27 protein-coding genes are annotated in these 21935 nt (G+C 69.9%); 17 read left to right on the forward strand and 10 right to left on the reverse strand.

The window, feature by feature from the left end; translation table 11 throughout:
- Nucleotides 1-24: 24 nt before the first annotated feature.
- Together ACFWZ2_RS12955 and ACFWZ2_RS12960 are read right to left on the reverse strand one after the other, a co-directional pair.
- On the reverse strand, nt 25-612 hold the full coding sequence (locus tag ACFWZ2_RS12955; RefSeq protein WP_384545121.1) for a dihydrofolate reductase family protein: 588 nt from the start codon (nt 610-612) through the stop codon (nt 25-27).
- Between the two features lie 310 nt (nt 613-922).
- Nucleotides 923-1294: a winged helix-turn-helix transcriptional regulator gene (locus ACFWZ2_RS12960; RefSeq protein ID WP_384545122.1), complete on the reverse strand. Its 372-nt coding sequence runs from the start codon at nt 1292-1294 to the stop codon at nt 923-925.
- 133 nt (nt 1295-1427) lie between these two features.
- Between ACFWZ2_RS12960 and ACFWZ2_RS12965 the strand changes: the two genes are divergently transcribed.
- Both ACFWZ2_RS12965 and ACFWZ2_RS12970 read left to right on the forward strand, forming a co-directional pair.
- Nucleotides 1428-2267, forward strand: coding sequence for an SDR family oxidoreductase (locus ACFWZ2_RS12965; RefSeq protein ID WP_384545123.1), 840 nt, complete (start codon nt 1428-1430; stop codon nt 2265-2267).
- A gap of 67 nt (nt 2268-2334) precedes the next feature.
- A complete protein-coding gene (locus ACFWZ2_RS12970) occupies nt 2335-3411 on the forward strand; it encodes a pentapeptide repeat-containing protein (RefSeq protein WP_384545124.1) in 1077 nt (358 codons plus the stop codon).
- Nucleotides 3412-3705: 294 nt separating this feature from the next.
- Here ACFWZ2_RS12970 and ACFWZ2_RS12975 read toward each other — a convergent pair whose 3' ends face one another.
- Nucleotides 3706-4020 (reverse strand): AzlD domain-containing protein, encoded by a 315-nt coding sequence (locus ACFWZ2_RS12975; protein ID WP_384545125.1) that lies wholly within the window; start codon nt 4018-4020, stop codon nt 3706-3708.
- Complete coding sequence (locus ACFWZ2_RS12980; RefSeq protein ID WP_384545126.1) at nt 4017-4853, reverse strand: AzlC family ABC transporter permease; 837 nt, start codon at nt 4851-4853, stop codon at nt 4017-4019. The genes ACFWZ2_RS12975 and ACFWZ2_RS12980 overlap by 4 nt, the downstream gene beginning before the upstream one ends.
- 69 nt (nt 4854-4922) lie before the next feature.
- On the opposite strand from ACFWZ2_RS12980, the gene ACFWZ2_RS12985 reads away from it, so the two are divergent.
- Nucleotides 4923-5567, forward strand: coding sequence for a CGNR zinc finger domain-containing protein (locus tag ACFWZ2_RS12985; RefSeq protein WP_384545127.1), 645 nt, complete (start codon nt 4923-4925; stop codon nt 5565-5567).
- A gap of 92 nt (nt 5568-5659) precedes the next feature.
- Here ACFWZ2_RS12985 and ACFWZ2_RS12990 read toward each other — a convergent pair whose 3' ends face one another.
- On the reverse strand, nt 5660-6202 hold the full coding sequence (locus ACFWZ2_RS12990) for a GNAT family N-acetyltransferase (RefSeq protein ID WP_384545128.1): 543 nt from the start codon (nt 6200-6202) through the stop codon (nt 5660-5662).
- 77 nt (nt 6203-6279) lie between these two features.
- On the opposite strand from ACFWZ2_RS12990, the gene ACFWZ2_RS12995 reads away from it, so the two are divergent.
- The 9 genes from ACFWZ2_RS12995 (at nt 6280) to ACFWZ2_RS13035 (ending at nt 15033) form a co-directional block, all read left to right on the forward strand.
- Nucleotides 6280-6738 carry a hypothetical protein gene (locus tag ACFWZ2_RS12995; RefSeq protein ID WP_384545129.1) on the forward strand — a complete coding sequence of 153 codons (459 nt, stop codon included), beginning with the start codon at nt 6280-6282 and terminating at the stop codon, nt 6736-6738.
- A complete protein-coding gene (locus ACFWZ2_RS13000; protein WP_384545130.1) occupies nt 6735-9812 on the forward strand; it encodes a trypsin-like peptidase domain-containing protein in 3078 nt (1025 codons plus the stop codon). The genes ACFWZ2_RS12995 and ACFWZ2_RS13000 overlap by 4 nt, the downstream gene beginning before the upstream one ends.
- Before the next feature lie 119 nt (nt 9813-9931).
- Complete coding sequence (locus tag ACFWZ2_RS13005) at nt 9932-10852, forward strand: phosphotransferase (RefSeq protein WP_384545131.1); 921 nt, start codon at nt 9932-9934, stop codon at nt 10850-10852.
- 35 nt (nt 10853-10887) lie between these two features.
- On the forward strand, nt 10888-11259 hold the full coding sequence (locus tag ACFWZ2_RS13010; RefSeq protein ID WP_384545132.1) for a VOC family protein: 372 nt from the start codon (nt 10888-10890) through the stop codon (nt 11257-11259).
- Nucleotides 11260-11767: 508 nt separating this feature from the next.
- Entirely contained in the window at nt 11768-12229 is a 462-nt protein-coding gene (locus ACFWZ2_RS13015; protein WP_384545133.1) for a hypothetical protein, read from the forward strand.
- 90 nt (nt 12230-12319) lie between these two features.
- Nucleotides 12320-12784: a hypothetical protein gene (locus ACFWZ2_RS13020; protein ID WP_384545134.1), complete on the forward strand. Its 465-nt coding sequence runs from the start codon at nt 12320-12322 to the stop codon at nt 12782-12784.
- Between the two features lie 104 nt (nt 12785-12888).
- Nucleotides 12889-13206, forward strand: coding sequence for a hypothetical protein (locus ACFWZ2_RS13025; protein ID WP_384545135.1), 318 nt, complete (start codon nt 12889-12891; stop codon nt 13204-13206).
- A 61-nt stretch (nt 13207-13267) separates the two neighbouring features.
- A complete protein-coding gene (locus ACFWZ2_RS13030; RefSeq protein WP_384545136.1) occupies nt 13268-14167 on the forward strand; it encodes an ABC transporter ATP-binding protein in 900 nt (299 codons plus the stop codon).
- Entirely contained in the window at nt 14164-15033 is an 870-nt protein-coding gene (locus tag ACFWZ2_RS13035; protein ID WP_384545137.1) for a hypothetical protein, read from the forward strand. Before ACFWZ2_RS13030 ends, ACFWZ2_RS13035 begins: the two co-directional genes overlap by 4 nt.
- Nucleotides 15034-15198: 165 nt before the next feature.
- Here ACFWZ2_RS13035 and ACFWZ2_RS13040 read toward each other — a convergent pair whose 3' ends face one another.
- On the reverse strand, nt 15199-15594 hold the full coding sequence (locus tag ACFWZ2_RS13040; RefSeq protein WP_384545138.1) for a PPOX class F420-dependent oxidoreductase: 396 nt from the start codon (nt 15592-15594) through the stop codon (nt 15199-15201).
- 184 nt (nt 15595-15778) lie between these two features.
- Between ACFWZ2_RS13040 and ACFWZ2_RS13045 the strand changes: the two genes are divergently transcribed.
- Entirely contained in the window at nt 15779-16222 is a 444-nt protein-coding gene (locus tag ACFWZ2_RS13045; RefSeq protein ID WP_384545139.1) for a nuclear transport factor 2 family protein, read from the forward strand.
- A gap of 42 nt (nt 16223-16264) precedes the next feature.
- Here the strand turns inward: ACFWZ2_RS13045 and ACFWZ2_RS13050 are convergent, their stop codons facing one another.
- From ACFWZ2_RS13050 to ACFWZ2_RS13060, 3 genes are read right to left on the reverse strand one after another with little or no spacing between them, the layout of a single operon-like run.
- Nucleotides 16265-16621 (reverse strand): TNT domain-containing protein, encoded by a 357-nt coding sequence (locus ACFWZ2_RS13050; protein WP_384545140.1) that lies wholly within the window; start codon nt 16619-16621, stop codon nt 16265-16267.
- Entirely contained in the window at nt 16618-17061 is a 444-nt protein-coding gene (locus ACFWZ2_RS13055; protein ID WP_384545141.1) for an Imm63 family immunity protein, read from the reverse strand. The genes ACFWZ2_RS13050 and ACFWZ2_RS13055 overlap by 4 nt, the downstream gene beginning before the upstream one ends.
- Before the next feature lie 48 nt (nt 17062-17109).
- On the reverse strand, nt 17110-18048 hold the full coding sequence (locus ACFWZ2_RS13060) for a hypothetical protein (RefSeq protein WP_384545142.1): 939 nt from the start codon (nt 18046-18048) through the stop codon (nt 17110-17112).
- A gap of 297 nt (nt 18049-18345) precedes the next feature.
- Between ACFWZ2_RS13060 and ACFWZ2_RS13065 the strand changes: the two genes are divergently transcribed.
- Together ACFWZ2_RS13065 and ACFWZ2_RS13070 are read left to right on the forward strand one after the other, a co-directional pair.
- Nucleotides 18346-19134, forward strand: coding sequence for a hypothetical protein (locus ACFWZ2_RS13065; RefSeq protein WP_384545143.1), 789 nt, complete (start codon nt 18346-18348; stop codon nt 19132-19134).
- Complete coding sequence (locus ACFWZ2_RS13070) at nt 19134-19316, forward strand: hypothetical protein (RefSeq protein WP_384545144.1); 183 nt, start codon at nt 19134-19136, stop codon at nt 19314-19316. The genes ACFWZ2_RS13065 and ACFWZ2_RS13070 overlap by 1 nt, the downstream gene beginning before the upstream one ends.
- A gap of 47 nt (nt 19317-19363) precedes the next feature.
- Here the strand turns inward: ACFWZ2_RS13070 and ACFWZ2_RS13075 are convergent, their stop codons facing one another.
- Nucleotides 19364-20041, reverse strand: coding sequence for a TetR/AcrR family transcriptional regulator (locus ACFWZ2_RS13075; RefSeq protein WP_384545145.1), 678 nt, complete (start codon nt 20039-20041; stop codon nt 19364-19366).
- Nucleotides 20042-20158: 117 nt separating this feature from the next.
- Here ACFWZ2_RS13075 and ACFWZ2_RS13080 point away from each other — a divergent pair, with 117 nt between their 5' ends.
- Nucleotides 20159-21004 (forward strand): alpha/beta hydrolase, encoded by an 846-nt coding sequence (locus tag ACFWZ2_RS13080; protein WP_384545146.1) that lies wholly within the window; start codon nt 20159-20161, stop codon nt 21002-21004.
- Nucleotides 21001-21702 carry a VOC family protein gene (locus ACFWZ2_RS13085; RefSeq protein WP_384545147.1) on the forward strand — a complete coding sequence of 234 codons (702 nt, stop codon included), beginning with the start codon at nt 21001-21003 and terminating at the stop codon, nt 21700-21702. The genes ACFWZ2_RS13080 and ACFWZ2_RS13085 overlap by 4 nt, the downstream gene beginning before the upstream one ends.
- The last annotated feature ends 233 nt before the right edge of the window (nt 21703-21935 follow it).

The following is a 21935-nucleotide window of genomic DNA, read 5'->3' on the forward strand; positions in this document are numbered from 1 at the left end:
CCCTCCCCAGCAGGTGTGCGGGCGTCAACTCCCGGAAGGCCGCGGCTGCTTGCGCACGCGGAAGCGGAGCATCGTGACGGCGCCCGACTGGGTGTTGCTGAACGGTTCCAGGTCGATCCTGCCGAGGCCTGGGGGCGAGAAGCGGACACCGTCGCCGAGCAGCACCGGCACGACGTACACCAGGATCTCGTCGACGAGCCCGCGCCGCAGGCACTGGGCGGCCACGTCGGCGCCGAGGATCTCCAGGTTCTTGTCGCCCGCGGCGCTGCGTGCCGTGGCGACGGCCTCCTCGATGTCGCAGGTGAGGAACGTGACGGCAGGGTCCGGCTCGACGGGGGGCTCGTGGGTGAGGACGAACTGCGCCCCGCCGTCGTAGGCGGTGTCCTGGTCGGCCATGCGCTTGCCGACCTCGTACGTGCCCCGGCCGATGAGCATGGCGCCCGTGGCCGCCATGACTTCCGGGAACGTATCCGTAGTCAGATACTCGAAGATCCAGTCCATCGCGTGGTCGGGTCCCGCGATGAACCCGTCCAGTGACATCGCCCTGTTCACGACCACTTTGCCGGTGCCGATGTGGGTGCTGGTGCCGGTGCCGGTGTTCACATCACTCATGCGTCTTCTCCAGGGATCCGCACCGGCAGCCGCGTCGCGCCGCCTCTGCCGCGGGCGATGTGTCATTGGTGTGCGGTGCCCGCTGAGCATACGGTGACGTGCGCAGGAAGCCACCGCGCGGTCGTCAGGTCCGGGGAAGCTTGTGTCGTTCGCCGTGCCGACGGTCGGTACGAAGGACTCGACCATGGACCTGGATTGGAGCAGACAGTCACGGGTGAAGGGCGGGTCGTAGCCCAGTTCGTCCCACCGGTGGCGGCACCGTTGGACAGGTGAAGGCTCTGCTCGGGGCCGCCGCATACGTGCTGCGGCGCTATCCCGCGCTGCGCTGCGGCAGCCGCTCCGTGATCCGGTCGAACAGGTCCGTGAGGGGCTCGCTGACGTACCGGCCGAACTCCGTCAGTCCGTACGTGACTTGGGGCGGCGTCGTCGGCTCGACCTTGCGCCAGACCAGGTCGTCCTTGACCAGCGCGCGCAGGGTCTGGGTGAGCATCTTCTCGCTGATGCCCTGGATGCTGTCGCGCAGCTCGTAGAACCGAAGGTCGTTGCTCCGCAAGGAGATCAGCACCCAGATGCCCCACCTGCTGGTCACGTGGTCGACCACGTCGCGCGCGGGGCAGTCGGTGTGAAACACCTCATAGCGGGGGCCTGCCTCGGCCTGCGTCAGCTGCGCGCCTTCCTTCATGTCCGGAGCTTACCTCTGGGTATGTTCTTACGAAAAGTAAGCCCCCGCTCCTAGCGTCAACTGCCGTACTGCATAACTGCGGTACTGCGGAACTGCATAACTGCCGTACCGCACAACGGACTAGGAGCTGAACATGATCGTGGTGACCGGGGCTACCGGGAATGTGGGCCGACCTCTGACGCAGGCCCTGGCCGAGGCGGGCGAGCAGGTGACGGCGGTGTCGCGGCACGCGGCGGCGGTGCCGGACGGGGTCCGGCATGTGTCGGCCGACCTGGCCGAACTGAACGGCCTCGCCCCCGCGTTGGACGGGGCGAAGGCGCTGTTCCTCCTGCTGTCCGGCGACCTGCACGCCCCCGGAGCCAGGCCGGCCGACATCATCGGCCTGGCCGCGGTCCGCGGGGTCCGCCGGATCGTCCTGCTGTCTTCGCAGGGCGTGGCGACCAGGCCGCTCGGTCCGTCGCGGGTCGCGATGCGCGCGGTGGAGGACGCGTTGCGGGAGTCCGGCCTGGACTGGGCCGTCCTGCGCCCGGGCGGTTTCGCCTCCAACGCCCTGGCCTGGGCGGAGTCCGTCCGTACGCGAGGGACGGTCGCCGCACCCTTCGGCGACGTGGGGGTGCCGGTCATCGACCCGGCGGACATCGCCGAGGTTGCGGCGGCCTGCCTGCTGGACGACCGGCACACCGGTGCGGTGTACGAGCTGACCGGGCCGAAGGTGATCACGCCGCGTCAGCAGGCGCAGGCCGTCGCCGCCGCGCTCGGCTCGCCCGTACGGTTCCACGAACTCACCCGCGAGGAGGCCAGGGCCACGATGACCCGGTTCGTACCGGCCGAACTCGCCGACGACACCCTGGACATCATCTCCGCCCCGAACCCCGCCGAACTGCGGATCAGCCCCGACGTGGAACGAGTCCTCGGCCGCGCCCCGCATCCCTTCAGCGGCTGGGTCGCCCGCAACGTCGCCGCCTTCCGCTGAGAGACGGTCCCGGTGGCGACGATTCCGGCGGACGTCTTCAGCGGACGCCTTCATAGGATCCGCACCCATGAGACATCGCAATCTCTGGGGAATCGGGCCGAGTTGGGCTCGCGCGCTTCGCCGCCACCGGGTCACTGTCTGGGTGGTCGTAGGGACGATCGTCGGGTTCGGGGCCATCCTCATCGTGGTGGGCCCGGTGTCCTGGCTGGTGGCGGGCGACACGGTCCGGGACCTTCACGGGAAAGAGCGGGCCGACGCCCTGAACGCGGTACGTCAGACGGTGCTGACCGCAGTGGGCGGGTCGTCGGTGCTGCTCGGGGTGGGATTCACCGCCCGCAGCTATCGCCTGTCGCGGCGTGGGCAGGTGACCGAACGGTTCAGCACGGCCATCGGGCAGTTGGCCTCGGACAAACGTGCAGAACGCCTGGGAGCTGTCTACGGGCTGGAGCACGTCATGGCGGAATCACCTCAAGACCACGCCACGGTGGTGGGCGTGCTCGCGGCCTTCGTGCGGGAGAACGCCGGCAGAACTCCCCTCCGCCCAGAACCTGTTGGTCCGGACGGTCAGGGCGCGCAGAGGCCCCTCGCGGAATGGGGTACCGCACCGGCCGTGGACATCACGGCGGCGGTGGAGGTTCTCGCCCGGCGGCCCGAGCGGTTCGAGGCGCGCCGCATGGACCTGCGCTCGACCGAACTGGCCGGACTGCCCCTCCGCAGCTTCGAGTTCGAGGCCCCGCCCCGGCTCTCCCGGGCGTTCTTGACCTGGGCGGATCTGTGCCGTGCCGATCTGCGGGGCGCCGATCTGAGCGGCGCGATCCTCAACAGCGCTGATCTGCGCAGTGCCAACCTCGCCCAGGCCCGTCTCGATGGCGCGGGATTGTTCAAGGCCGACCTGCGAGACGCACTCCTCGCCGACACGACGCTGCTCGGCGCGGACCTCAGCGGGGCCGATCTCAGGGATGCCGGGCAACTGACCGCTCAGCAGCTGGCGGGCGCCGTGATCGATGATCAGACCCAACTGCCTCCGGCTCTCGCGGATGACCCATGGGTGGTGGCTCGCCTCGCGGACTGCCGCGCGCGGCGTGACCCGCGCGAGGCTCCCGCGCCGACCCCGCCGCGGCCAGTGCCTCCTCCAACTCGTTGAAGGCACGGCCGAGACAGCAGACATTGGCATCGTCGGGCATGAGGCCGTAGGCCGCCCAGGGCGACCCCTGCCCTCGGTACGGCGCCGCCCTTCGCTGAAGTCCTGGCCGGAGCTGCGGCTGAAGCTCAACTCGCCGCATCACGCGGGCTCTTGGGGTGAGTGGGGGCTGTGATGCGAGGCAGTGTGGCACGGCTGCGGCTCGACAGAAACACCCTCGCTGTCCGGTGGGCCGCCCCCGCCCATACGCCCATACGTCGTACTGGCCGACCCGGAGGGCAACCGGACCGGGCCGGCTCACTGCGCCCAGCGCAGCAGCGCCGTCGCCACCGCCGCGCCCACCATCACCACCGGGAACGGGGCCTTGCACAGCCGCAGGCCGACCCCGGCGGCGACCCCGCCGACGACCGTGAGGTCGAGCGTGGACCAGCCGGGGCCCGCCAGGTCGACCATGACGAAACCGGCGAGCAGCGCCGGAGCCATCAGGGCCATCACCGACCGGGCGCGGGGCGGCAGTTCGCGCTCGCCGAAGACCGCGGGGCCGACGGCCTTGAAGGCGAAGCCGAGCAGGGCGACCGCGGCGACCGCGGCCCACACGTGGGTCGTATTCATCGGGCCGTCTCCTGGTGGGGCTGGTCGGTCTGGTCGGGTTGGTCGGCTTTATCGGTCCGGTCCGTCGGTCCGGTCCGGTCCGTCGGGTCGGTTTGGTCGGCGCGGCCCGTCGGGTCGGTCTCGTCGGTCCGGCTCGAACGCGCGAGCGCGACCAGCGCCGCCGCCCCCGCGCCCGCGACCAGGGCGGGCCCTGCGGGAACAACGGCGATCAGTGCACCTGCGACCCCCGCGCCGATACCGGCGGACAGCCACCCCTCGCGCCCCCGCTTCAGCTCGTCGAGGAGCAGGACGGCGAACAACGCCGGGGTGAGGACGTCGAGTCCGAGGGTGTGCAGGAGTTCGGGATCGGGGGCAACGGCCACGCCGATGGCCGTGCCCACCACCCAGGACGGCCATTGGATCACCGTCGCGCCGAAGAGCAGCGGCCTGTCGAAGCGGCCGCCGCCGAGGTGGGCCGCCGCCCATGAGCCGTCGATCACCGCCTGCCCCTCAAGTGCCCGGCGCAGCCGTCCGCCTCGCAGGTCACCGGCGATGGCTATGCCCATGGGGATGTAGCGGATGTTGACCAGAGCTGCGGCGATCACGGCGGCGAGCGCGTCGCCGCCCGCGCCCAGCGTCGCCACCATGGCGAACTGCGCGGAGCCGGAGAAGACGACGAGCGAACAGATGACGGGGGCGATCGGCCCCCAGCCCTGGGCCTGGGTGAGTGCGCCGAAGCTGATGGCCAGCAGGAACGAGGCGGCCGCGAGGCCGGATCCGGTGTTGAGCCCGGACCGGAAGCTCCTGGCGCTGTCGAGCGGGGCGCTGGGGTCGCGCCGCAGTAGGTTCTCCATCCCGGCACCCTAACAAGCTATTCGCGTTTTGCTCGTTAGTTTTCGTATGAGACCGGTTAAGGTGAAGGGGTGAGCGAGGAGCGGAACCCCATCCCCAAGGCCATCCCCAAGACCGCCCCCAAGGGGGCCGCCGAGGGGACGACCAAGACCACCGGGACCAGCGAAAGGACCGAGGAGATCGAGCCGTCGCACATCGCGGGCCACCCCGTCCTGGACTTCGTGAACACCGTGGCCTGGCGCACCGACGACAGCCGCAGGGCCGAGCGCGTGCCGGACGCCGCGGCCTGGACGCAGTGGGCCGCCACGGCGGGACTCGGCGCGACCTCGCTCCCCGACGAGGCGGTCCTGCACAGCTTGCGTGAGGTGCTCACGGCGGTCCTGGACGCCTTCGCCGACGGCGCCACGCCTCCGGCCCCGGCATGGACCGCCCTGCGCGAAGCCGCCCTCGGCGCCCGCGAGGACGCCGCCCTGCCGCGCGCCTTTCCGCTGCGCCCGGTCCCGGCGACCATCACCGGCGAACTCGCCCTACAGGCGGAGGAGTTGCTGGGCGACGCCCGTGCGCTCTCCCGCGTACGCCGCTGTGAGGGGCCGGGCTGCGGCTGGTTCTTCCTGGACCGCAGCCGCAACGGCGCCCGCCGCTGGTGCAGTTCGGGCGACTGCGGCAACCGCGACCGGGCGCGGCGCCATTACGCGCGTACCCGCCAGGTCACCTGAGGGGAGGGGGCGTACTCGACGATGCGTGGGCTCGGCTGACACCGTGCCTGCCGAGCAGTCCGAGCCGAGTGCCCGGCGCCGGCCGACCGCCATCAACGAGTGGTTGCGCCGTACTGCTCCGACGACAACTCGAACACCCGAACCCGCCGACCGCCGTTGGGACTGACGGTCTCGCGGACCGGCTGCATCCCCAGTTTGGTCATGATCCGTTCGGAGGCCTCGTTGCCCACTTGAGCGATGCTGACGATCCGCTCAAGACCTCGCTCTTCGAACCCGAACCGCACAGCCGCCGCAGCGGCCTCGGTGGCCAAGCCCTGCCCCCAGTGGGAACGTCCCAGCCGCCAGCCGACCTCGACCGCCGGCAGCACCTCCGGCAAGAAGGTGGGCACCGAAAGGCCGGTGAACCCGGCCAGTTCACCGGTGGCCCGGATCTCCACGGCGAACAGGCCGAAGCCCTGTGACTCCCACTCGCTCTCCCACGCCTGGATCCCGCCGCGGGTCTGCCGTTCGTCACGGACGCTGCCGTCACGGATCCACCGCATGACCTCGGGGTCGGCATTGACGGCGGCCATCGGCGCAATGTCTTCCTCGCGCCAGCGACGCAGGACCAAACGGGGAGTCTCGAGCGTGACCATCCCATGATTCTGGATCACGAACGGGCTCACCGTCATCACTCTTTCCGACCCGGCCGGACGCGCCCATTCTGTGGAACATGAGCGCTCCGTACAGGATCAGGCGGCGGTCCGTGACGCGGGTGGGGCGGACTCCCGGGGAGGACGTCAAGGAGCACCTCGACCACATGATGCGCGTCATCCCCGGCGATGTGCTGGCCCTCTATCTGATGGGGTACGCGGCCATCCCGAGAGATGAGGCCGCAGGGCGTGTCGTGTGGTTCGGGATCTGTCTCGTCGTGCTGGTGGTCGTGCGGATCTTCGGTACGGCGGATCCAGCAGCCGGACTTCCGCCGCAGCCTGTGGGGGTGATCGTGCCGGCGGTGGCGTTCGTCGTGTGGGTGTATGCGACGGGCGGGCCGTTCGAGGATCTGCACATCGCCGTGGGGTGGGTCGGCGCGCTCGCGGTGTTCCTCACGTCCTTCGCCGTTCCCTATCTCGTCCAGGGCGAGATCGAGGAGGAGGACGGGAGCGAAGAGAGGGACGGGGGCGGGGAGTGAGTACAGGGGATGGCGATGTCGGGCTGCTCGACGACCTGTTGATGTTCACGGTGCAGATCCGGCACCGGTGCACCCGGCGGGTCGTCGGTGCCGGGCTGCTCGCCGCCCGGGACTGCGTCGTCACCTGCGCGCATGTGCTGGAGGATGCCGGGATCGTGCTGGGCCCGACGCTGCGCGAGCAGGCACCGGAGCAACGGCCGACCGTCCCGGTACGCCTGCTGAACGGGAGCGGATGGTCCGGGTGGGCGCGTCCGATGCAGTGGCTCCACGGGAAGTGGCGCAGCGAGGACGGCGACGACGTGGCGGAGCTGTGGCGCGATGACATCGCCGTACTGCACATCCTCGGGGAGCCACCCGGGGATGCTTTCGGACGGCCCATGGAGCCGGGCGGAGCGGGTGGGTCCAGGGGGCACACCTTCCGCAGTGCCGGGTTTCCGTATCTGACCGGCAGCGGTGTCTTCCACATCAACGGACGCTTCATGGGACGGCGTCCGGGCACGAAGCGAACTCCCTTGATGTGTGCGGAAGTTCAGCTGAGGAGTGATCAGCTGCCGAAGAAGGGCATGAGCGGGGCGCCCGTACTCGACGAGCGGTTGAACCGTGTCGTGGGCCTCGTCCAGTCCTGCGTCCTCGTACGCAAGTGGCTCCTGTACGACTCGGGCGTGGCCTGGGCCGTGGACTGCACGGTTCTCGCCCTGCCCCCGCTGTCACTGCCGGTGCGTGGCGAGCCGCGCGCCCGGCAGCAGGTGCCGCGCTCACTGGTTTCCCCGGAAGCGGTGAGCGCCGCGATCGTGCGGCCGCTGAGTCATCTCCTTCCCGTGGGTCAGGCGGAGGAGCCGGACGAGTTCCTGCCCAGGGAGGAACCGCTGCGGGTGCTGTGCGGCGAGATGGACGACCCCGAGCGGCGGATGATCGGGCTCATCGGATTCGGCGGGGAGGGCAAGAGCTCGCTCGCCCGCGAAGTGGTGCGGCGCAGGCGGCGGTTGAGAGCCGCGCCCGTCGTGTGGTGGAGCTTCGACGCGGAGGGCGGGCCCGAACTGTTCTTCGAGACGGCGCTGGAGCACTTCACGCATGGTCGGCTGCGTCTCGGTCCACCGGATCCGTCCCCGTCCATGCGGATGGACGCCCTGTCCGTCCTGGCCGAGGTTCAGCCCTGCGTCTTCGTCCTGGACGGGGTCGAGGCTGTGCAGGAGCGGGACGCCGCAGGATTCGGCCGTGTCGCCGACGACAATCTGCGGACCTTCCTGCAGCGCTTCGCCTCGACCCCGCATCCCTCGTTCTGCCTGCTCACCAGCCGACTGCCGTTCCGCGACCTGCTCCGTGCGCCCTACAGCGCCTACCGTGAGCACACCGTCGGGCGGCTGACCGCCCAGGAGGGCCGGGCGCTGCTGCGCGACCGCGGGGTGCGGGGGCCGGCCGCCGACCTGGACGCGCTGGTGGAGGCGTGGCGCGGGCATGCGCTCTCCCTGGACCTCATCGGCCGGCTGGTGCGGCGGCGCTTCGGCGGGGACCTCGCCCGCGCCCCCTTCGGTGAAGGGCCTGACAGCGAGCTGTCCCCCGACGCGGGGACATCGGGCCTCCTCGACTTCTACGACGGCCATCTCTCCGAGGCCGAGCGCACGGCGCTGGCCGTGCTCGCGGCCTTCCGCGGCGCGGTGGGGGAGGACCGGCTGGGGGCGATCCTCGGTGATGCGGGGCCGAGGCACCTGCCTCGCCTCGATGGACGTGCCCTTGACCACCTCCTGGACGAGCTGAACGATCTCGGTGCCGTGCACCGCGACGAACGACACCGTGCCCTGACCCTGCATCCGCTCCTGCGCCACCACTACCGGGCTGTCCTGGCGAGCTGGGAAGCGCCAGACCGTGCCGAACTCCATCAGCGCATCGCGGACGCCTGCCTGCGGGACGGGCAGGACGCGGGAGACGATGCCGACCTCGTCGGCCTGGTTCCGCTGATCGAAGCCGTGCACCACTTGTGCGGGGCGGGGCACTTCGATGCGGCGCTGCGGGTGTACCGGCAGCGGCTCGAACTGGGGTCGGCCATGCGGCTTTCGTACCAGCTCAACGCGTACGAGACGGTGTCGGCGCTGCTCGACGGGTTCTGGCCGACGGGCCGCCTGACGGAGGACCCTGCCCTGCCGCCCGGCCCCGACAGCCGCTACGTCGTCAACCGCAAGGCCGTCTCCCTCATGAACACCGGCCGACTCGCCCCGGCCTCCGCACTCTTCGAACGCGCCGTGTCCATCGGCGAATCCACCGGTGACCTGCTCGGTGCCACGCACAGCGCCGAGAATCTCGCCGAAGTGAGCCTCGATCTGGGTGAGTTGGAGGCCATGGCGGCCGCGGCCCGCAGGGCGTTGGAGCTGGCCAGGGCGCTCCCTCCCGTCGAGCGTGATGAGGAAGTACGGGACAGCTCCTGTCACTTGGGTACGGCGCTCGCTCTGATGGGCCGACGCGAGTCGGCCGCGCGCTGTTTCGACGACGCCCTTCGGGTGCAGCGCACCCTGCAGCCGGACGTACCCGAACCCGTCCTGATGGACATCTGGGGCATCGCGCACGCCGAGTTCCTGCGCCGCTGCGGCGACCGCGTCGCCGCCCGCCGCATCACCGAGGCCAACCTGCGCTTCGCCGAGGACGGCGGCCTGAAGGATGACGTGAGTATCTGCCACCGGCTGCTGGGCCTGCTCGAGGCGGACGACGGGCGGCTGCGGCCCGCGTGGGACCATCTGCGCAGGGCAGTGGACCTGGCCCGTGAGATCTCCGAACGCACCGTCCTCCTGGAGGCCCTGTCCGCCCGTGCCCGCTTTGGTGCAACGTCCGGAAGCCGGGTGGACACCGCCCTGGTCGAGGCCGACCTCACGGAGGCCCTGGACTACGCCGTCGCAGGCGGTTATGCGCTCCGCCACATAGATCTCCGGATCAGCGGCGCCCACCAGCACATCTGCCAGGGCCGCTTCGCCAAGGCCTCCGACGACCTCAACTGGGCGCGGCTGGAGGCGGGCCGACGCCACTACGCCTGGGGACTCGACGACGTCACGGATGCGGAGCGCAGCCTCGCAGACGCCACGTGGTAGGCAGCCGCCGCCCGGCTTGATCTTTGTCGTGGGTGAGGCCGTGGGTCGCATGGGCCCCGAACTGGAGCGCTCGTGCCGCAACTTTCGCTGTGCTGGGCCCACATGGCACAGTCGTTGCCATGACGTTGGATGACCTGCCCGGCTGGCTGGTCGGCTGGTGCGTGGACGAATTGGGGAACGAGCCGGTCAGCGTGCTGTTCGAACGGCAGTCGCTGTCGGCGGTGTTCGGGCTGCGGCTGGCCGGTGGGCAAGAAGTCGTGGTGAAGGCGCGGGAGGACGACGGCAGGGCCGCTTCGTGTCTCGCCGCCCAGAGCCAGCTGGCGGAACGGGGGTTTCCGTGCGCCCGGCCGCTCACGCCCGTGACCGGCATCGGCGCGCTGGCCGTGCATGCCGAGGAGTCCCGGCCCGGCGGCGAACTGCTGCGCGGCGACTCGCCGGACGTCGCCGTACGCTATGCGGCGGTGTTCGCCCGGCTGATGTCCGAACTGGCCGAGGTGACCGTCGCGCCGCCACTGCCGAATCCCCGCTGGTCACGGTGGGACCACACGGATCCCGGGCTGTGGCCCGCGATCGGCTTCCTCGACGAGCGAGACCAGAGCGCCGTGCCCGCGTACGTCGTCGACACGGCCGCCCGGGCCCGCAAGCGGCTGCTGGTGGCCGACCTGCCGTGCGTACTGGGCCACGCCGACTTCGAGGCCCAGAACCTCTACTGGCACGACGGCGATATTTGGGCCGTGCACGACTGGGACAGCCTGGCGTGGCAACCGGAGGCGGCCCTGGCAGGCGCGGCGTCCGGGGCGTTCGCCAGCACCTCGCCGCCGACCCTGGCCCCGATCGAGAGTTCCGCGGCGTTCCTGGCCGCCTACCAGGACCTTCGGGGGCGCCGGTTCACCGTCGAGGAACAGGAGGTCGCATGGGCCGCCAGCCTGTGGGCGGCAGCCCACAACGCCCGCTGGGAAGCCCTGAACAGTGACCCCCCGAAGTCCGGGGAAGCCGTCCGCGCCCAGGCGGCCGAGCGCCTGAGCCGAGCAAACGCCTAGGGCTTGTCCGACCGGACACGGGGCATAGGGCGGACATGCCTCTCTCGCTGCACCACATAGTCATCGACGCCCATGACCTGCCCGCCCTCGCCCGGTTCTGGGCTGAGGTACTGGGCTGGCGGATCCTGTCCGAGCGGGAGCGCGAGGTCGTGATCGGGCCGGACGAGACCGCGCCGGTGGGCATCTGCTTCATGCCGGTGACCGACCGCAAGGTCGACAAGAACCGCCTGCACCTCGATCTGACGTCCTCCGCGGAGGACCGGGACGCCGAGATCGAGCGCATCCTCGCACTGGGCGCCCGCAGGGCGGATGTCGGGCAGAGCGGCACCGAGTCATGGACCGTGCTGGCCGATCCGGAGGGGAACGAGTTCTGCGTGGTCCGCCCGAAGCGGACTCTTATCGGTTAGGGATGGTTCGGGACATCTTGTGCCGGTTTCCGCCGAAGGGGGGCCGTCCGCCTGCGCCGCCAGGCACGCGTCCTGGATCTGGGCAAGATCAGGTCCCCCTGGAATTTCCCTGATGCTCGGTCAATTCGGCAGTTTCCGGAGGCGGTTACTTTCCGGCCGCACTTGATCAACAAAAACCGTTCGGCAATGCCAAGGCGATACCGGCGGGCAATTTCGTCGGCGGTGAGGGGGATTTCACCGCGGGGGTTCCGATGGCGACTCGTGAGCTACTTCACTTTGCCGGGCTTTGAACTTTACCGGGAGATCGGGATACCGTCACCGACGTCCGAACCGGTGGTCCAGACCAGGCTGCCGAGTTCAAGGGCGAATCGCACATTGACCATGTGCACGCACATTGACCATGTGCAGGGGGGAAGAAGCCACCGGGGGAGGCTCTGCATTGCCACGCGTTCGCCGCCTTTGGGGCCCCGTCCCCCCTTTGTGCACATAGCACCAAGGGGAAGTATAAATGAACCGCAAGCCCATCCGGTACGTGGCCGCCACGGCCATGGCCGCCGTCGCTCTCGGCGTCGCCGCTCCGATGGCCAGCGCTGTCGAAGCACAGCGGAACACGGCCACCCAGGTCTCCGTCGACCGCATCTCCGCCGACGAGCTCGCCGCACTGATCGCAGCGAGCCCGGCCGCACAGAGCAACGGCGAGGCCGAGCTGACTCCGGAGATCCTTCAGGAGCTGCAGCAGCTCCAGGAGCAGCCCCAGTACGCGAAGGGCCGGCTCGGCGCGGTCATCGAAGTACTGAAGAAGTCCGGCGGCCTGGTCAAGTCCGGCGCGAAGGCCGCCCTGAAGGGCTGGAAGAAGTACAACGAGTGGGTCAACAGCCTCTCCAACTGGAACCCGGTGAAGTGGACCCTGAAGTCCCTGCCCACCGCCGTGCAGTGGGAGGTCTACGAGTGGCTGCGCAAGCAGCTCTGATCTGACGCCTGTCGGGGTGCGGCCACAGCAGCCGCACCCCGGCAGGGCCTGCCTGTCGTACTGCTCCAACAGCCCTAAGGGAACAGAACGTTGAACCGTAAGCAGTTGCAGATCGGAGCGGCGACCGCCATGGCCGCCGTCGCTCTCGGTGTCGCCGCGCCCGCCGCCTCCGCGGTGGAGAGGGCCCGCACCGCCACCACCTCCACCGCTCCCGTCGAGCTCTCCGCGGCCCAGGCGGAGCAGATCCTGGCCTCGCCCGAGCTGCGCCCGCATCTGGGCGGCGACGCCCAGGTCCTGCTCCAGGCCGTGGCCGAGGGTGACACCCGCCCCGAGATCCAGCGGGGTGCCGTCGACTCGGCGGCCAAGGCCGCCTTCGGCCTCATCAAGAAGGCCGGCGGCAAGGTCCTGTCGGGCGCCGCCAACGCCGCGAAGAAGGGTGTCCCGGCGTTCAAGAAGTGGGCCGACGGCCTGGCGTGGTACCACCCGGTGCGCCTGGCCGTCGCCGCGCTCGGCGGCGAAGCCGTCAAGCAGCTGGTGAGCATGCTCCGCGGCTGACCGGCCGCCGCATGGTCACGGCCCGGCCCCTGCCAGGCCGCCAGGGGCCGGGCCGTCCCTTCTCCATCCCCCCCACGCACACGCATGTACTGCAGGAAGGCGCCATGAGTACTGACTCCGCCCATTCCCCGACCGACACGTCCGGCCGTGCCACTGCCCCCGAAGAGAAGCCCGCCTGGGCGGCCGCGGGCCTGTTCGCCGCGGGATTCTTCTCCGCTGTGAACTGGGGCGGCACCAGCGGCTGGTGGTATGCCCTGTGGATTCCCCTCCTGGTCATTGCCCTCCTGGGTGCGGGCCATGAATGGACGGTCCTCGTCAAGGCGCGTTTCCGTATGGGTGTGAGCGAATGGCCTGCCATGATCGGTACGCATACGGCGCTCATCGCCGGAGTTTTCATAGTGCTCGGCGTGCTTCGGCCATGACCTCGCCCGTATGCAAAATGTCGCCGCAACCCGCCAGTCCACAATTGCGCCGGAACATCTGATGACTGACGCGCTTTCAGCCCACGGAATTACGAAGAGATTTCAGGGGCGCCTTGTCGTCGACGGCGTCTCGATGACCCTGTCCGCGGGTTCCGTCACGGCCTTTCTCGGCGCCAACGGCTCGGGCAAGACCACCACCCTGCGGCTCATGCTCGGCCTCCTGCACGGCGGCGGCCAGACCCTGTTCCACGGGCGGCCGCTGGCCGACTGGCGTCAGCCCGCCCGGATCGTCGGCGCCGTCTTCGGCGGAGTCGCCGGCCACCCCAAGCACACCGTCGCCGCGCATCTGCGGATGGCGGCGGCCGGAATCGGCGTACCGGCAGGGCGAGTTGACGAGGTCCTGGAGCGCGTGGGGCTTCAGGAGGCGGCAGGCCGACGCATCGGCGCGCTCTCCCTCGGCATGGCGCAGCGCGCCGGAATCGCCCAGGCGCTGCTCGGCAACCCCTCCGTACTGCTGCTCGACGAGCCCGCCAACGGCCTCGACCCGCACTCCATCCTGTGGTTGCGGGCCCTGCTGCGGCAGCTGGCCGAGGAGGGCCGGGCCGTGCTCGTCTCCAGCCACCTGCTCGCCGAGGTCGAGCAGTCCGCGGACCGCGCGGTGGTGCTCGCCCGCGGCCGGACCGTCGCCGAGACCTCCATCGCCGAGCTCGCCTCACGGGCCGGAAAGCGGGTGACCGTGCAGAGTCCGCAGCTCGACCTGCTCCAGCCGCTCGTACGCGAGCACGGCGGCACCCTCGAGGCCACCGGCCCCGGCGCGGCACTGATCACCGGGCTCGACCGCTTCCGGATCGGCGACTATGCCGCCGAGCACCAGATCCCCCTGCACTGGATCGAGGAACGGCAGCCGTCCCTGGAGGACTTCTATCTCTCCGTCGCCCAGCAGGAGTTCGAAGTACGTTGACCGCTCCCGTCGGCCCTCCGGCCACCGTCCCTGCCCTGCCCACCGTCCTGCACCGGGCCGTGCGCTACGAACTGCACCGGCTGCGCGCTCTGAAGTCGACCTGGATCGTCCTCGGCGTACTGCTCGCAGCCAGCCTCCTCAACGGCGCCCTGCTGCTGCTCGAACTGCCCACCGCCGAGGGCGGCATCCGCCTCCCGCTCGACACGACCACGCTCGCCGACTGGCTCCAGCACAACCCGACCGCCCAGCAAGTGCCCCTGAGTGCACTGCTGTTGGTGTTCGTCTTCGGCACGGGCCCGGTCAGCAGCGAACTCCGTTTCCACACCGCCCGCACCAGCTGGCTGACCCTGGGCAGCCGCACGGTGGCGTACGCGGCGAAACTGATCGTGGGCGCCGCGAGCGTGCTGGCCGCCGCCTGCACGGGGCTGCTCCTCCAGGCCGCGACCGGCTGGGCGACCCTGACCATCGCGGACGCACCGCAGCCGGACTGGGGCGCCGCGGTGCCCGCCGTCCTGCGCTATCTGCTGATCATGGCCTGCTGGCCGGTGCTCGCCGCCGGGGTGGCCGCGCTGCTCGGCAGCCGGGTCGCCGCCGCCCTCGCGCTCACCGTCTGGCCGCTCCTCGGGGAACGCATCGCCGGATTCCTGCTCGGCCGCGTCCCCGGTCTCGACGGGGTCGGCGAGTGGCTGCCCTTCACCGCGGCCCGGGCCGCCCTGCACGTCCCGGGCGACGAGACCGATCCGTTCGTGCGTGCGCTCATCGGCAGCTCCCTGGCACCCGCGACCGGGCTCGCGGTCTTCCTCCTGTGGACCGCGGCCGCCGCCACGGCCGGCTGGCTGCGCTACACGCGCCGCGCGGCACCCTGACACACGGCCGCGTCCGGCGGCGCATGACCAAGTGAGGGCCCACCACAGGCTCTTGGCAGCATGGGACGAGGCCGTGCGGGCCTGACTCGTCATCACACCCGAGTCGACTCGCACGGCCTTCGCCATGTGCACACCTGTGACCCAGATCGATCCCGGGGGAGTCCGTCAGACGGAGAAGCCGGTGACCTTGTTCGGCGTCACGCGCACGATGAGCCGCAGTACGTCCTCCGGCTCGGCCGGCGGGTTCTCGCCGAGGTACTTCTGCGAGAGCGTGAGAGGCAGCGACTTCTCGGGGTCCTCGATCAGCTCGGCGGTGCCCCGGATGTCTATGGACTCGTACGGGTTCTCGGTATCGAAGACGGTCAGGCTGATCCGCGGGTCCCGGGCGAGATTCCTGGCCTTCAGGCGCCCCGCCGTGGTGGAGAAGAGCACCGTGTCTCCGTCCCTCGCGATCCAGACCACCGAGGTCTGCGGCCCGCCGTCCCGGTTCAGCGTCGCGACAGTGGCGAAGTTCCTCCCGTCCAGCAGCTTGCGCGTCCCCTCGTTAAACGTTGCCGACACAGCCCCACCCTTCTGTTCAACACTGCGAGTTGTTCGCTGTTGATGCAGAACAGGCACGAAGATCGAATTGTTCCCACCGCAGGGCCGAGGCTTACCTCGCAGGTAATCGTCTCGGCGTGCCTGCACGGGCAGGATGGGCGATCCCTCCGCGTCGCAGGACGCGGACCAGGACGGGAGGCCAGCCATGCCCACAGCCGCAGCTACGAACACGCGCACCGCGGTGGAGGAACTGCTGCGCAGAATCGCCGAGGGCGACCCCGAGCGCATCGCCGAGATGTATGCCGAGCAGGGGGATTGGAAGCTCGACTGGCCGGAGGCCGAGCACGGCCGTACTGCCACGCCGTGGATCCGTCACCGGTCCTCCCGGGCCGACGCGGCCGCCCACTATCGCGAGCTTGCCGAGTACCACGTGCCGGAGGACGTGGCGACCGAGGTCGAGCGCATCCTCGTCGACGGAGACGACGCGGTCGTGCTCGGCGAGATCCGTCAGACCGCCCGGCCCACCGGACGTGCGTATCAGGCGCGGTTCGCCCTGCACCTCACCATCGAGGACGGCCTCGTCACCCGGCACCACGTCTACGAGGACAGCCTCGCCGTCGCCCAGGCATTCGAGGCCGATGACCGGTGAGATGCCGAGCGGCTCCGGCTCACCCGTAGTCGGCGCCGATCGCTACACGGGTTCCTCACGGATGTAGCCCTGGTCGATGAGCCACTGCACCGAGATGCCGTCCGGGAGCATGAACTGCGTTCCGCCCCCGGGCTGTTCGAACCAGGGAGCGACCTCGCCCGCCTGGATGAAGCCGTACTTTACGGCGTCCTCCGGCGACCACAGCCGGAGCCAGGTGTACACGTGGTACCCGCATGCCACGTACATGGGAGGCAGGGAACGCTGGGCGAACGGCGTCCCCGCGGGGTGCGCGAACCTGCCCAGCGGGCTCCCGAACCGGTCCCACTGTTCCATTCCCTCCGCGGACCGGGCCTGCTCCTGCTCGCGCCCGCGACCCCGCCCCCGCCGCCACAGCCTCATGACCGTCCCCCCATCGGATAGGCGTCCACGTCTTCAAGGCGTACGCCCGGACACTGCTGCGGGATCTGCGCCCGGAACCTGTCCGCCCACTCGGGCCGGACCAGCTTCAGGAGCTGGACCTGCTTGGCCAGCCACCCCACCCGGGTGTCGTCGCAACCGGCCAGCAGACCACGGTGGGCGAGTTCCCAGCGGGAGGCGGCGTCACGGGTGGTGTGCAGCGCCGCCCAGTACAGAAACTCGTCCAGGTCCCCGGCTACGCGGCGCTGCACCACCTCGTTGCGCTCCAGCACCACCCAGTGGATGGCACCGTCGCGGATCTGGGCATGGGGGTAGCCGGCATCGGGCGGTCCGTCGCCGACGACGTCCGCGCCGTCGAGCCCTTCGATGCCCGACAGCATGCTGCGCACGGCAGCGTAGACACCCTCGAGAGTTGTCGTCATGCAGACGATTATGGCATCAGGTGCGGGCGCTCTCGTGTGGCCCTTGTCTCAGGCGCGGGAGCCGTCCAGCGGGGGAGGCTGCCAGACAGGATCGAGGATCACGGGGTCCGCCGGTTTGACCTTCTCCAGGACGTGCCAGAGGTTCTGGAACCACGCCATGTGGTACTGAGCCACCTGGCGCGTCGATTTGGTGGCGGACTGCACGTTCCAGCCGATGTACCGGGCGTCTCCGTGATGGATGCCGAATCCCGCGGTGTCCAGGATCCGGTGTTCTTCGCCGTCTCTCGCGATCGAGCTCTTCACGATGCCGTAGGCGCCGTAGATGGCCCGCTCCTCATTGAGGATGTAGAGCTTGGCCTGGGGGCAGTGCGGTGACTCCCGTACTTCGCAGCTGATGGCGATGTGGGGATGGCGGTGGTGTACGCCGTCGAGCAGTATGCGGATGCGTTTCCAGTCTTCGAGGGTGAAGTCCTCGCGCATGCGCTCGCGGTTCACCGGCGAGTCGCCGAAGGTGAGATGACCGCTGCCGTCCTCCGCCGGATTCAGGGTGCCGGGCAGGTTCATCGGGGAGCTGAGGTGCGCCACGATGATCCGCAGGGTGAGGCACCTCGGTCGCAGTGAGCCGTCAGCGACTTCCAAGAGGCGGTCCCTGATGACTTCGTGCAGCGTCTGCATGGTGAATCCGAAGAAATAGATCCGTACGTGCGTCGCCTCGAATGCTGCCTTTGTCGGAACGGTGAGGCCGTTCAAGGCGCCGTACACCTCGACATCGGACGTTTCCTTGTCCGTTGCGTCGCTGATCGCGTCGAAGAGAATGAGGGCGACGATCGCGGCGAGGGAGCCGCCGAGCAACTGGTGGTCCTCGAGTGTGTCGCCCACGGGGTCGATGAACTCCGCGGTCACGCCGAGCACGGCCACGCTCGTCAGAAGCCCTTTGACGAGAGCGGACTTCAGGCCCGAGAGACGTCGTGTCAGCTCGGCCAGCACCGACCCGCGTCCCTGTCGTCTCGGATCGCGTATGGGCAAGCCGACCCTCCCCAAGTGGTGACGCACCATCATCGCGCGGACAACTCATGGGAGCCAGGGGGCAATTGGGCGCCAGGAGCCCTGCGGTGGCCCGAACCTCGAACCCTGCCCTTCTGGTTGCCCTTTCAGCCCTCGCGGTTGCCGTCCCTAGGTCATAACCTCGGCCCTCGGGCCGAACACGGCGATCTTCGGGCCGAACATGGTGATCTGCCGAACAGGGCGATCTGTCGAACACGGCGATCCGGGGGGCTGGCGAGCGTGCGAGAGACACGGGACCGCTCGGCGTCACCGACGGCCGCGGCGGCGCCGAGACGCCCGGTGCAGGGCGTGGGCCCGGAGCGCTCCGCCGGGCCGGTGCCGCACCCCGCCGGACTCGCCGATCTGCAACGCACCGCGGGCAACGCGGCCGTGACGGGCTGGGTGCAGCGCCAGGAAGATCCCGCGGTGAGGGACGAGACGCGTCGCCATGCCGTCGATCCCACCGGGCACGGCGAGTGGGGCACGTTCTGCGACATGATGGCGAAGGCGGGATTCTCCGACGACATCACCGACGTCGCCTGGCAGCTCGTTCTCGGTGGCATCGCCGAACAGGGACAGCTCAACGACGAGGCCATGGCGAAGTATGCCGGTCGCCAGGAGCAGCGCGACCACCGTGCGTCGAACAGCTGGTACCAGGAGCTGGTGAAGCTCATCGGCGACCATCTGGCGATCGGCACACCGACGCTGGCCCTCTGGTCGGGCGGCAGGGAGGTCAGCGACTACGCCCTTGCCAAGGGGCACACGCCCCTGGAGTCCACGGCGTTCGGAGGCGTGGTCGACAAGCTGACGTTGACCTCGGACTGGATGCGCAAGACGCCGATGTGGAACGTCCTGTCCAAGGCCTTCGTGGACCGCGCCCGCGGCCCTGTCCACATCTTTCTGCGGGCGTACAACCCGGAAAGCGTCCTCATCGCGCAGGAAGTCCCCAGCTGCGCGTGGTCATGGCGCTCCACCCAGGAGTACGGCTCATCTGGCACCCGGTGTACGCCGCGGCCGACGGGAAGCTGATGGAGGTCACGGAGCGCCTCGAGCTGACCGCCGATGCCTCCTACTCCTCCCGCGACAGGTGCGTGCAGGTCCTCTACGACTACCTCCGGCTTCACCACGACCCGGCCAACTCCCACTCGCGGCGCGCCCATACGGACATGAGCGCGCGGCTCGCCGAGAACGGCAATCCGCAGGAGCGCTGAAGCGCCGTCCCCACGGGTCGGGCCGTTGTCGAAGGTCGGCGTGACTTTCATGCCTCGTCTTGGGCGGCCGGAGTGCGGTGGACGAGCCCGGCCAGGAGCAGGTCGGCGACCGCGTCGGCGTGCTCGAGGACGGCCTGGGGGGCGAGCGGATCGCCGGGGCCGATACGGCGGGCCAGGCCGAGCAGGCTGAAGGGGGCGCTCGCGCCGTGTGCGAGGAGGAAGTGCAGGGTGCGCACGGGCACCGGCGCGATCTGCCCCTGGTCGATCAGCTGGCGCAGGGGTGCGGTGAGCGTGCTGAGCATCGGCTCGACGTGATGCTCGTACAGGTAGGCCAGCCTGGGGGTTTCCGCGACTCCTTCGATGTTGACGAGCCGTAGCACCTCGGGCTGGTCGGCGTGGACGAGGACGAAGCGGCGGATGATGCGGCGGGTCTGCTCCAGCGGCCCGCCGCTGGTGTCCTTCAGCTCCGGCGCCAGCTGCGCGCCGATGCGGGTGAAGGCCCAGTCGACGGTGGCGTACCAGAGCTTCTCCTTGGAGCCGAAGCGCTGGTGGATCAGGTTGTGGCTGACCCCCAGCTCCCGGTTGAGCGCGGCGATCGAGGCCCCGTCGTAGCCCTTGTCGGCGAACATCCGCAGCGCGGCGCCATGGATCTGCTCCAGCGTGGCGGGGGAGAGCTGGGCGGCGGGGCGGCCGCGTCTGGCGGGGCGGGTCATCTCCGTACTCATGGGCCCACCCTAGCATTATGTTGACACACATCAATTTTTAATTGATAGTCATCAACATAATGCTCAGTGGCGCACCAGCACCTGGCCCACCGACGGAGCCCACCAACGGAGGCGTTCATGAGACGCGAGACCCATGTGATCGGTGAGACCTTCGCTTACCGGTTCGCCCATCCAAGGGCCGATCACGTACTCCTTGTCCAGCACGGCATCGGCGGCCACGGAGGGATCTACGACAACTTCGCCGCCGCCTACGCCGACCTCGGCGCCGAGGTCTGGTGCATGGACGCGCCCGGCCACGGCCAGTCCCGCACGACCCGTCCGGCGGGCCGGTTCACCCTCGACGAGTGGGTGACCGCGGCCGTCGAGACCGGTGAGCACATCGCGGCACAGACCGGCCTGCCGGTGTTCGTGAAGGGATCGTCGCTGGGGGCGGCGGCCGCCTACTGCGCCCACGCCGCGAGCGAGGTCTTCGCCGGGGCGGTGCTGATGGGGTACATGATCCCGTCGTCGCCGCTCATCCCCGCCGACAACCCGTTCCGCACCCCCGCCTTCGAGCGCATGGTCGAGCAGTTCGGGGGCGCCCTGCAGTTCGACATCGGCCGCTTCTACGACTTCGACACCGACTACGGATACGCCGGTGCCGACCGGCAGAAGCGCCAGGACCCGCTCAACACCTGGTCCTACGACCTGGCGTCCGTGGGTTCGCTGATGCGCTACGACCCGGCCGTCGCTCTGGCGGCCAACACCAAACCCCTCCTGTTCACCGTCGGCGAGAAGGACCCGGTCTTCACACCCGACATCGCCCGCTCCACCGTCGCCGCCACGGCCGGACCGGTGGAGCGGTACGTCCACCCCGGCGGAGTCCACCAGTTGATGCTCTTCCACACCGCCGACTATGCCCGCGTCGTCAGCACGTGGTGCCGTACGACCCTCGCCGCCCCGTCCAGGAAGGCCCAGCCATGACCGTCCACCCGCGCGGCGTCAACCATCTGGCCATCGCCACCCGCGACATCAAGGCGCAGATCGACTTCTTCACCAACGTCCTGGGCTGCAAGCTCAAGGCCCTGTACTGGATGCACGGCGCCGAGGGTGCCTGGCACGCCTTCTTGGAACTCAACCCGCACTCGTACGTCGCCTTCGTCCGGCACCCCGACAATCCCGGCACATTGACGTGGGGCCTGACCCACGCGGGCACGCCCACCGGCCCGGTTGCCGCGGGTGCCCTGCAGCACGTCGCCTTCCACCTGGACAGCGTCGAGGACCTGCTCGCCCTGCGGGACCGGATCCGCAGCCGCGGCATCATGGCGATCGGCCCCGTCGACCACGGCTTCTGCCAGTCCCTCTACTTCGGCGGCCCCGAAGGACTCGCCCTCGAACTCACCACCGGCGAGGCGATCGACGACCAGGCGTGGATCGACCCGGAAGTCGTCGAGCTGGCCGGCATCGCCCGGCACGAACTCGCCCGCTACCGCGATCCGGCACCGTACCAGCGGCCCGAAACCCCGGTGCCCCAGCCCGCCCTCGACCGCGGCAGGCCGCACCTGAACTTCTCCGACGAGATCTACGAGGTGCTCGCCACGGCCACCGACGAACAAGTCCGCGCGATGCTCAGCGACACGACACCCCCCGTCACGACACCCCCCGCCACACCGCACACATGACCGCCCGTCCGAGCCCGCGGCCTCTTGCACCGGACGGCGTGGCCGACGTGTCAGCCGCTTCGGGCGGCCGCTCCCCCCACCAGCTCGGACTCCTGCGTCCCGCGCATCGCGCAGATCTGCGACTGGCTCGCCACCGACCAACTGTCCAAGGCCCCGGCAGTGCCCCTGTCTCTGCTGGAGGCCGACGACTGCGCAACCGCTGCACCAGTACGACACCTCGCCCCCGCCGCCAC

Source organism: Streptomyces sp. NPDC059002 (assembly GCF_042740435.1).
In the GTDB taxonomy this organism is placed as follows: Bacteria; Actinomycetota; Actinomycetes; order Streptomycetales; family Streptomycetaceae; genus Streptomyces.

What these genes read in the sequence shown, in the direction of transcription:
- ACFWZ2_RS13025 (WP_384545135.1), top strand. Translation starts at nt 12,889, where the DNA reads ATGAGTACTGACTCCGCCCATTCCCCGACCGACACGTCCGGCCGTGCC.
- ACFWZ2_RS12990 (WP_384545128.1), bottom strand. Translation starts at nt 6,202, where the DNA reads ATGGTCACGCTCGAGACTCCCCGTTTGGTCCTGCGTCGCTGGCGCGAG.
- ACFWZ2_RS13015 (WP_384545133.1), top strand. Translation starts at nt 11,768, where the DNA reads ATGAACCGCAAGCCCATCCGGTACGTGGCCGCCACGGCCATGGCCGCC.
- ACFWZ2_RS12995 (WP_384545129.1), top strand. Translation starts at nt 6,280, where the DNA reads ATGAGCGCTCCGTACAGGATCAGGCGGCGGTCCGTGACGCGGGTGGGG.
- ACFWZ2_RS12980 (WP_384545126.1), bottom strand. Translation starts at nt 4,853, where the DNA reads ATGGAGAACCTACTGCGGCGCGACCCCAGCGCCCCGCTCGACAGCGCC.
- ACFWZ2_RS13055 (WP_384545141.1), bottom strand. Translation starts at nt 17,061, where the DNA reads ATGACGACAACTCTCGAGGGTGTCTACGCTGCCGTGCGCAGCATGCTG.
- ACFWZ2_RS13010 (WP_384545132.1), top strand. Translation starts at nt 10,888, where the DNA reads ATGCCTCTCTCGCTGCACCACATAGTCATCGACGCCCATGACCTGCCC.
- ACFWZ2_RS12955 (WP_384545121.1), bottom strand. Translation starts at nt 612, where the DNA reads ATGAGTGATGTGAACACCGGCACCGGCACCAGCACCCACATCGGCACC.
- ACFWZ2_RS12965 (WP_384545123.1), top strand. Translation starts at nt 1,428, where the DNA reads ATGATCGTGGTGACCGGGGCTACCGGGAATGTGGGCCGACCTCTGACG.
- ACFWZ2_RS13005 (WP_384545131.1), top strand. Translation starts at nt 9,932, where the DNA reads ATGACGTTGGATGACCTGCCCGGCTGGCTGGTCGGCTGGTGCGTGGAC.
- ACFWZ2_RS12970 (WP_384545124.1), top strand. Translation starts at nt 2,335, where the DNA reads ATGAGACATCGCAATCTCTGGGGAATCGGGCCGAGTTGGGCTCGCGCG.
- ACFWZ2_RS13070 (WP_384545144.1), top strand. Translation starts at nt 19,134, where the DNA reads ATGGAGGTCACGGAGCGCCTCGAGCTGACCGCCGATGCCTCCTACTCC.
- ACFWZ2_RS13030 (WP_384545136.1), top strand. Translation starts at nt 13,268, where the DNA reads ATGACTGACGCGCTTTCAGCCCACGGAATTACGAAGAGATTTCAGGGG.
- ACFWZ2_RS13085 (WP_384545147.1), top strand. Translation starts at nt 21,001, where the DNA reads ATGACCGTCCACCCGCGCGGCGTCAACCATCTGGCCATCGCCACCCGC.
- ACFWZ2_RS12960 (WP_384545122.1), bottom strand. Translation starts at nt 1,294, where the DNA reads ATGAAGGAAGGCGCGCAGCTGACGCAGGCCGAGGCAGGCCCCCGCTAT.
- ACFWZ2_RS13050 (WP_384545140.1), bottom strand. Translation starts at nt 16,621, where the DNA reads ATGAGGCTGTGGCGGCGGGGGCGGGGTCGCGGGCGCGAGCAGGAGCAG.
- ACFWZ2_RS13045 (WP_384545139.1), top strand. Translation starts at nt 15,779, where the DNA reads ATGCCCACAGCCGCAGCTACGAACACGCGCACCGCGGTGGAGGAACTG.
- ACFWZ2_RS12975 (WP_384545125.1), bottom strand. Translation starts at nt 4,020, where the DNA reads ATGAATACGACCCACGTGTGGGCCGCGGTCGCCGCGGTCGCCCTGCTC.
- ACFWZ2_RS13075 (WP_384545145.1), bottom strand. Translation starts at nt 20,041, where the DNA reads ATGAGTACGGAGATGACCCGCCCCGCCAGACGCGGCCGCCCCGCCGCC.
- ACFWZ2_RS13080 (WP_384545146.1), top strand. Translation starts at nt 20,159, where the DNA reads ATGAGACGCGAGACCCATGTGATCGGTGAGACCTTCGCTTACCGGTTC.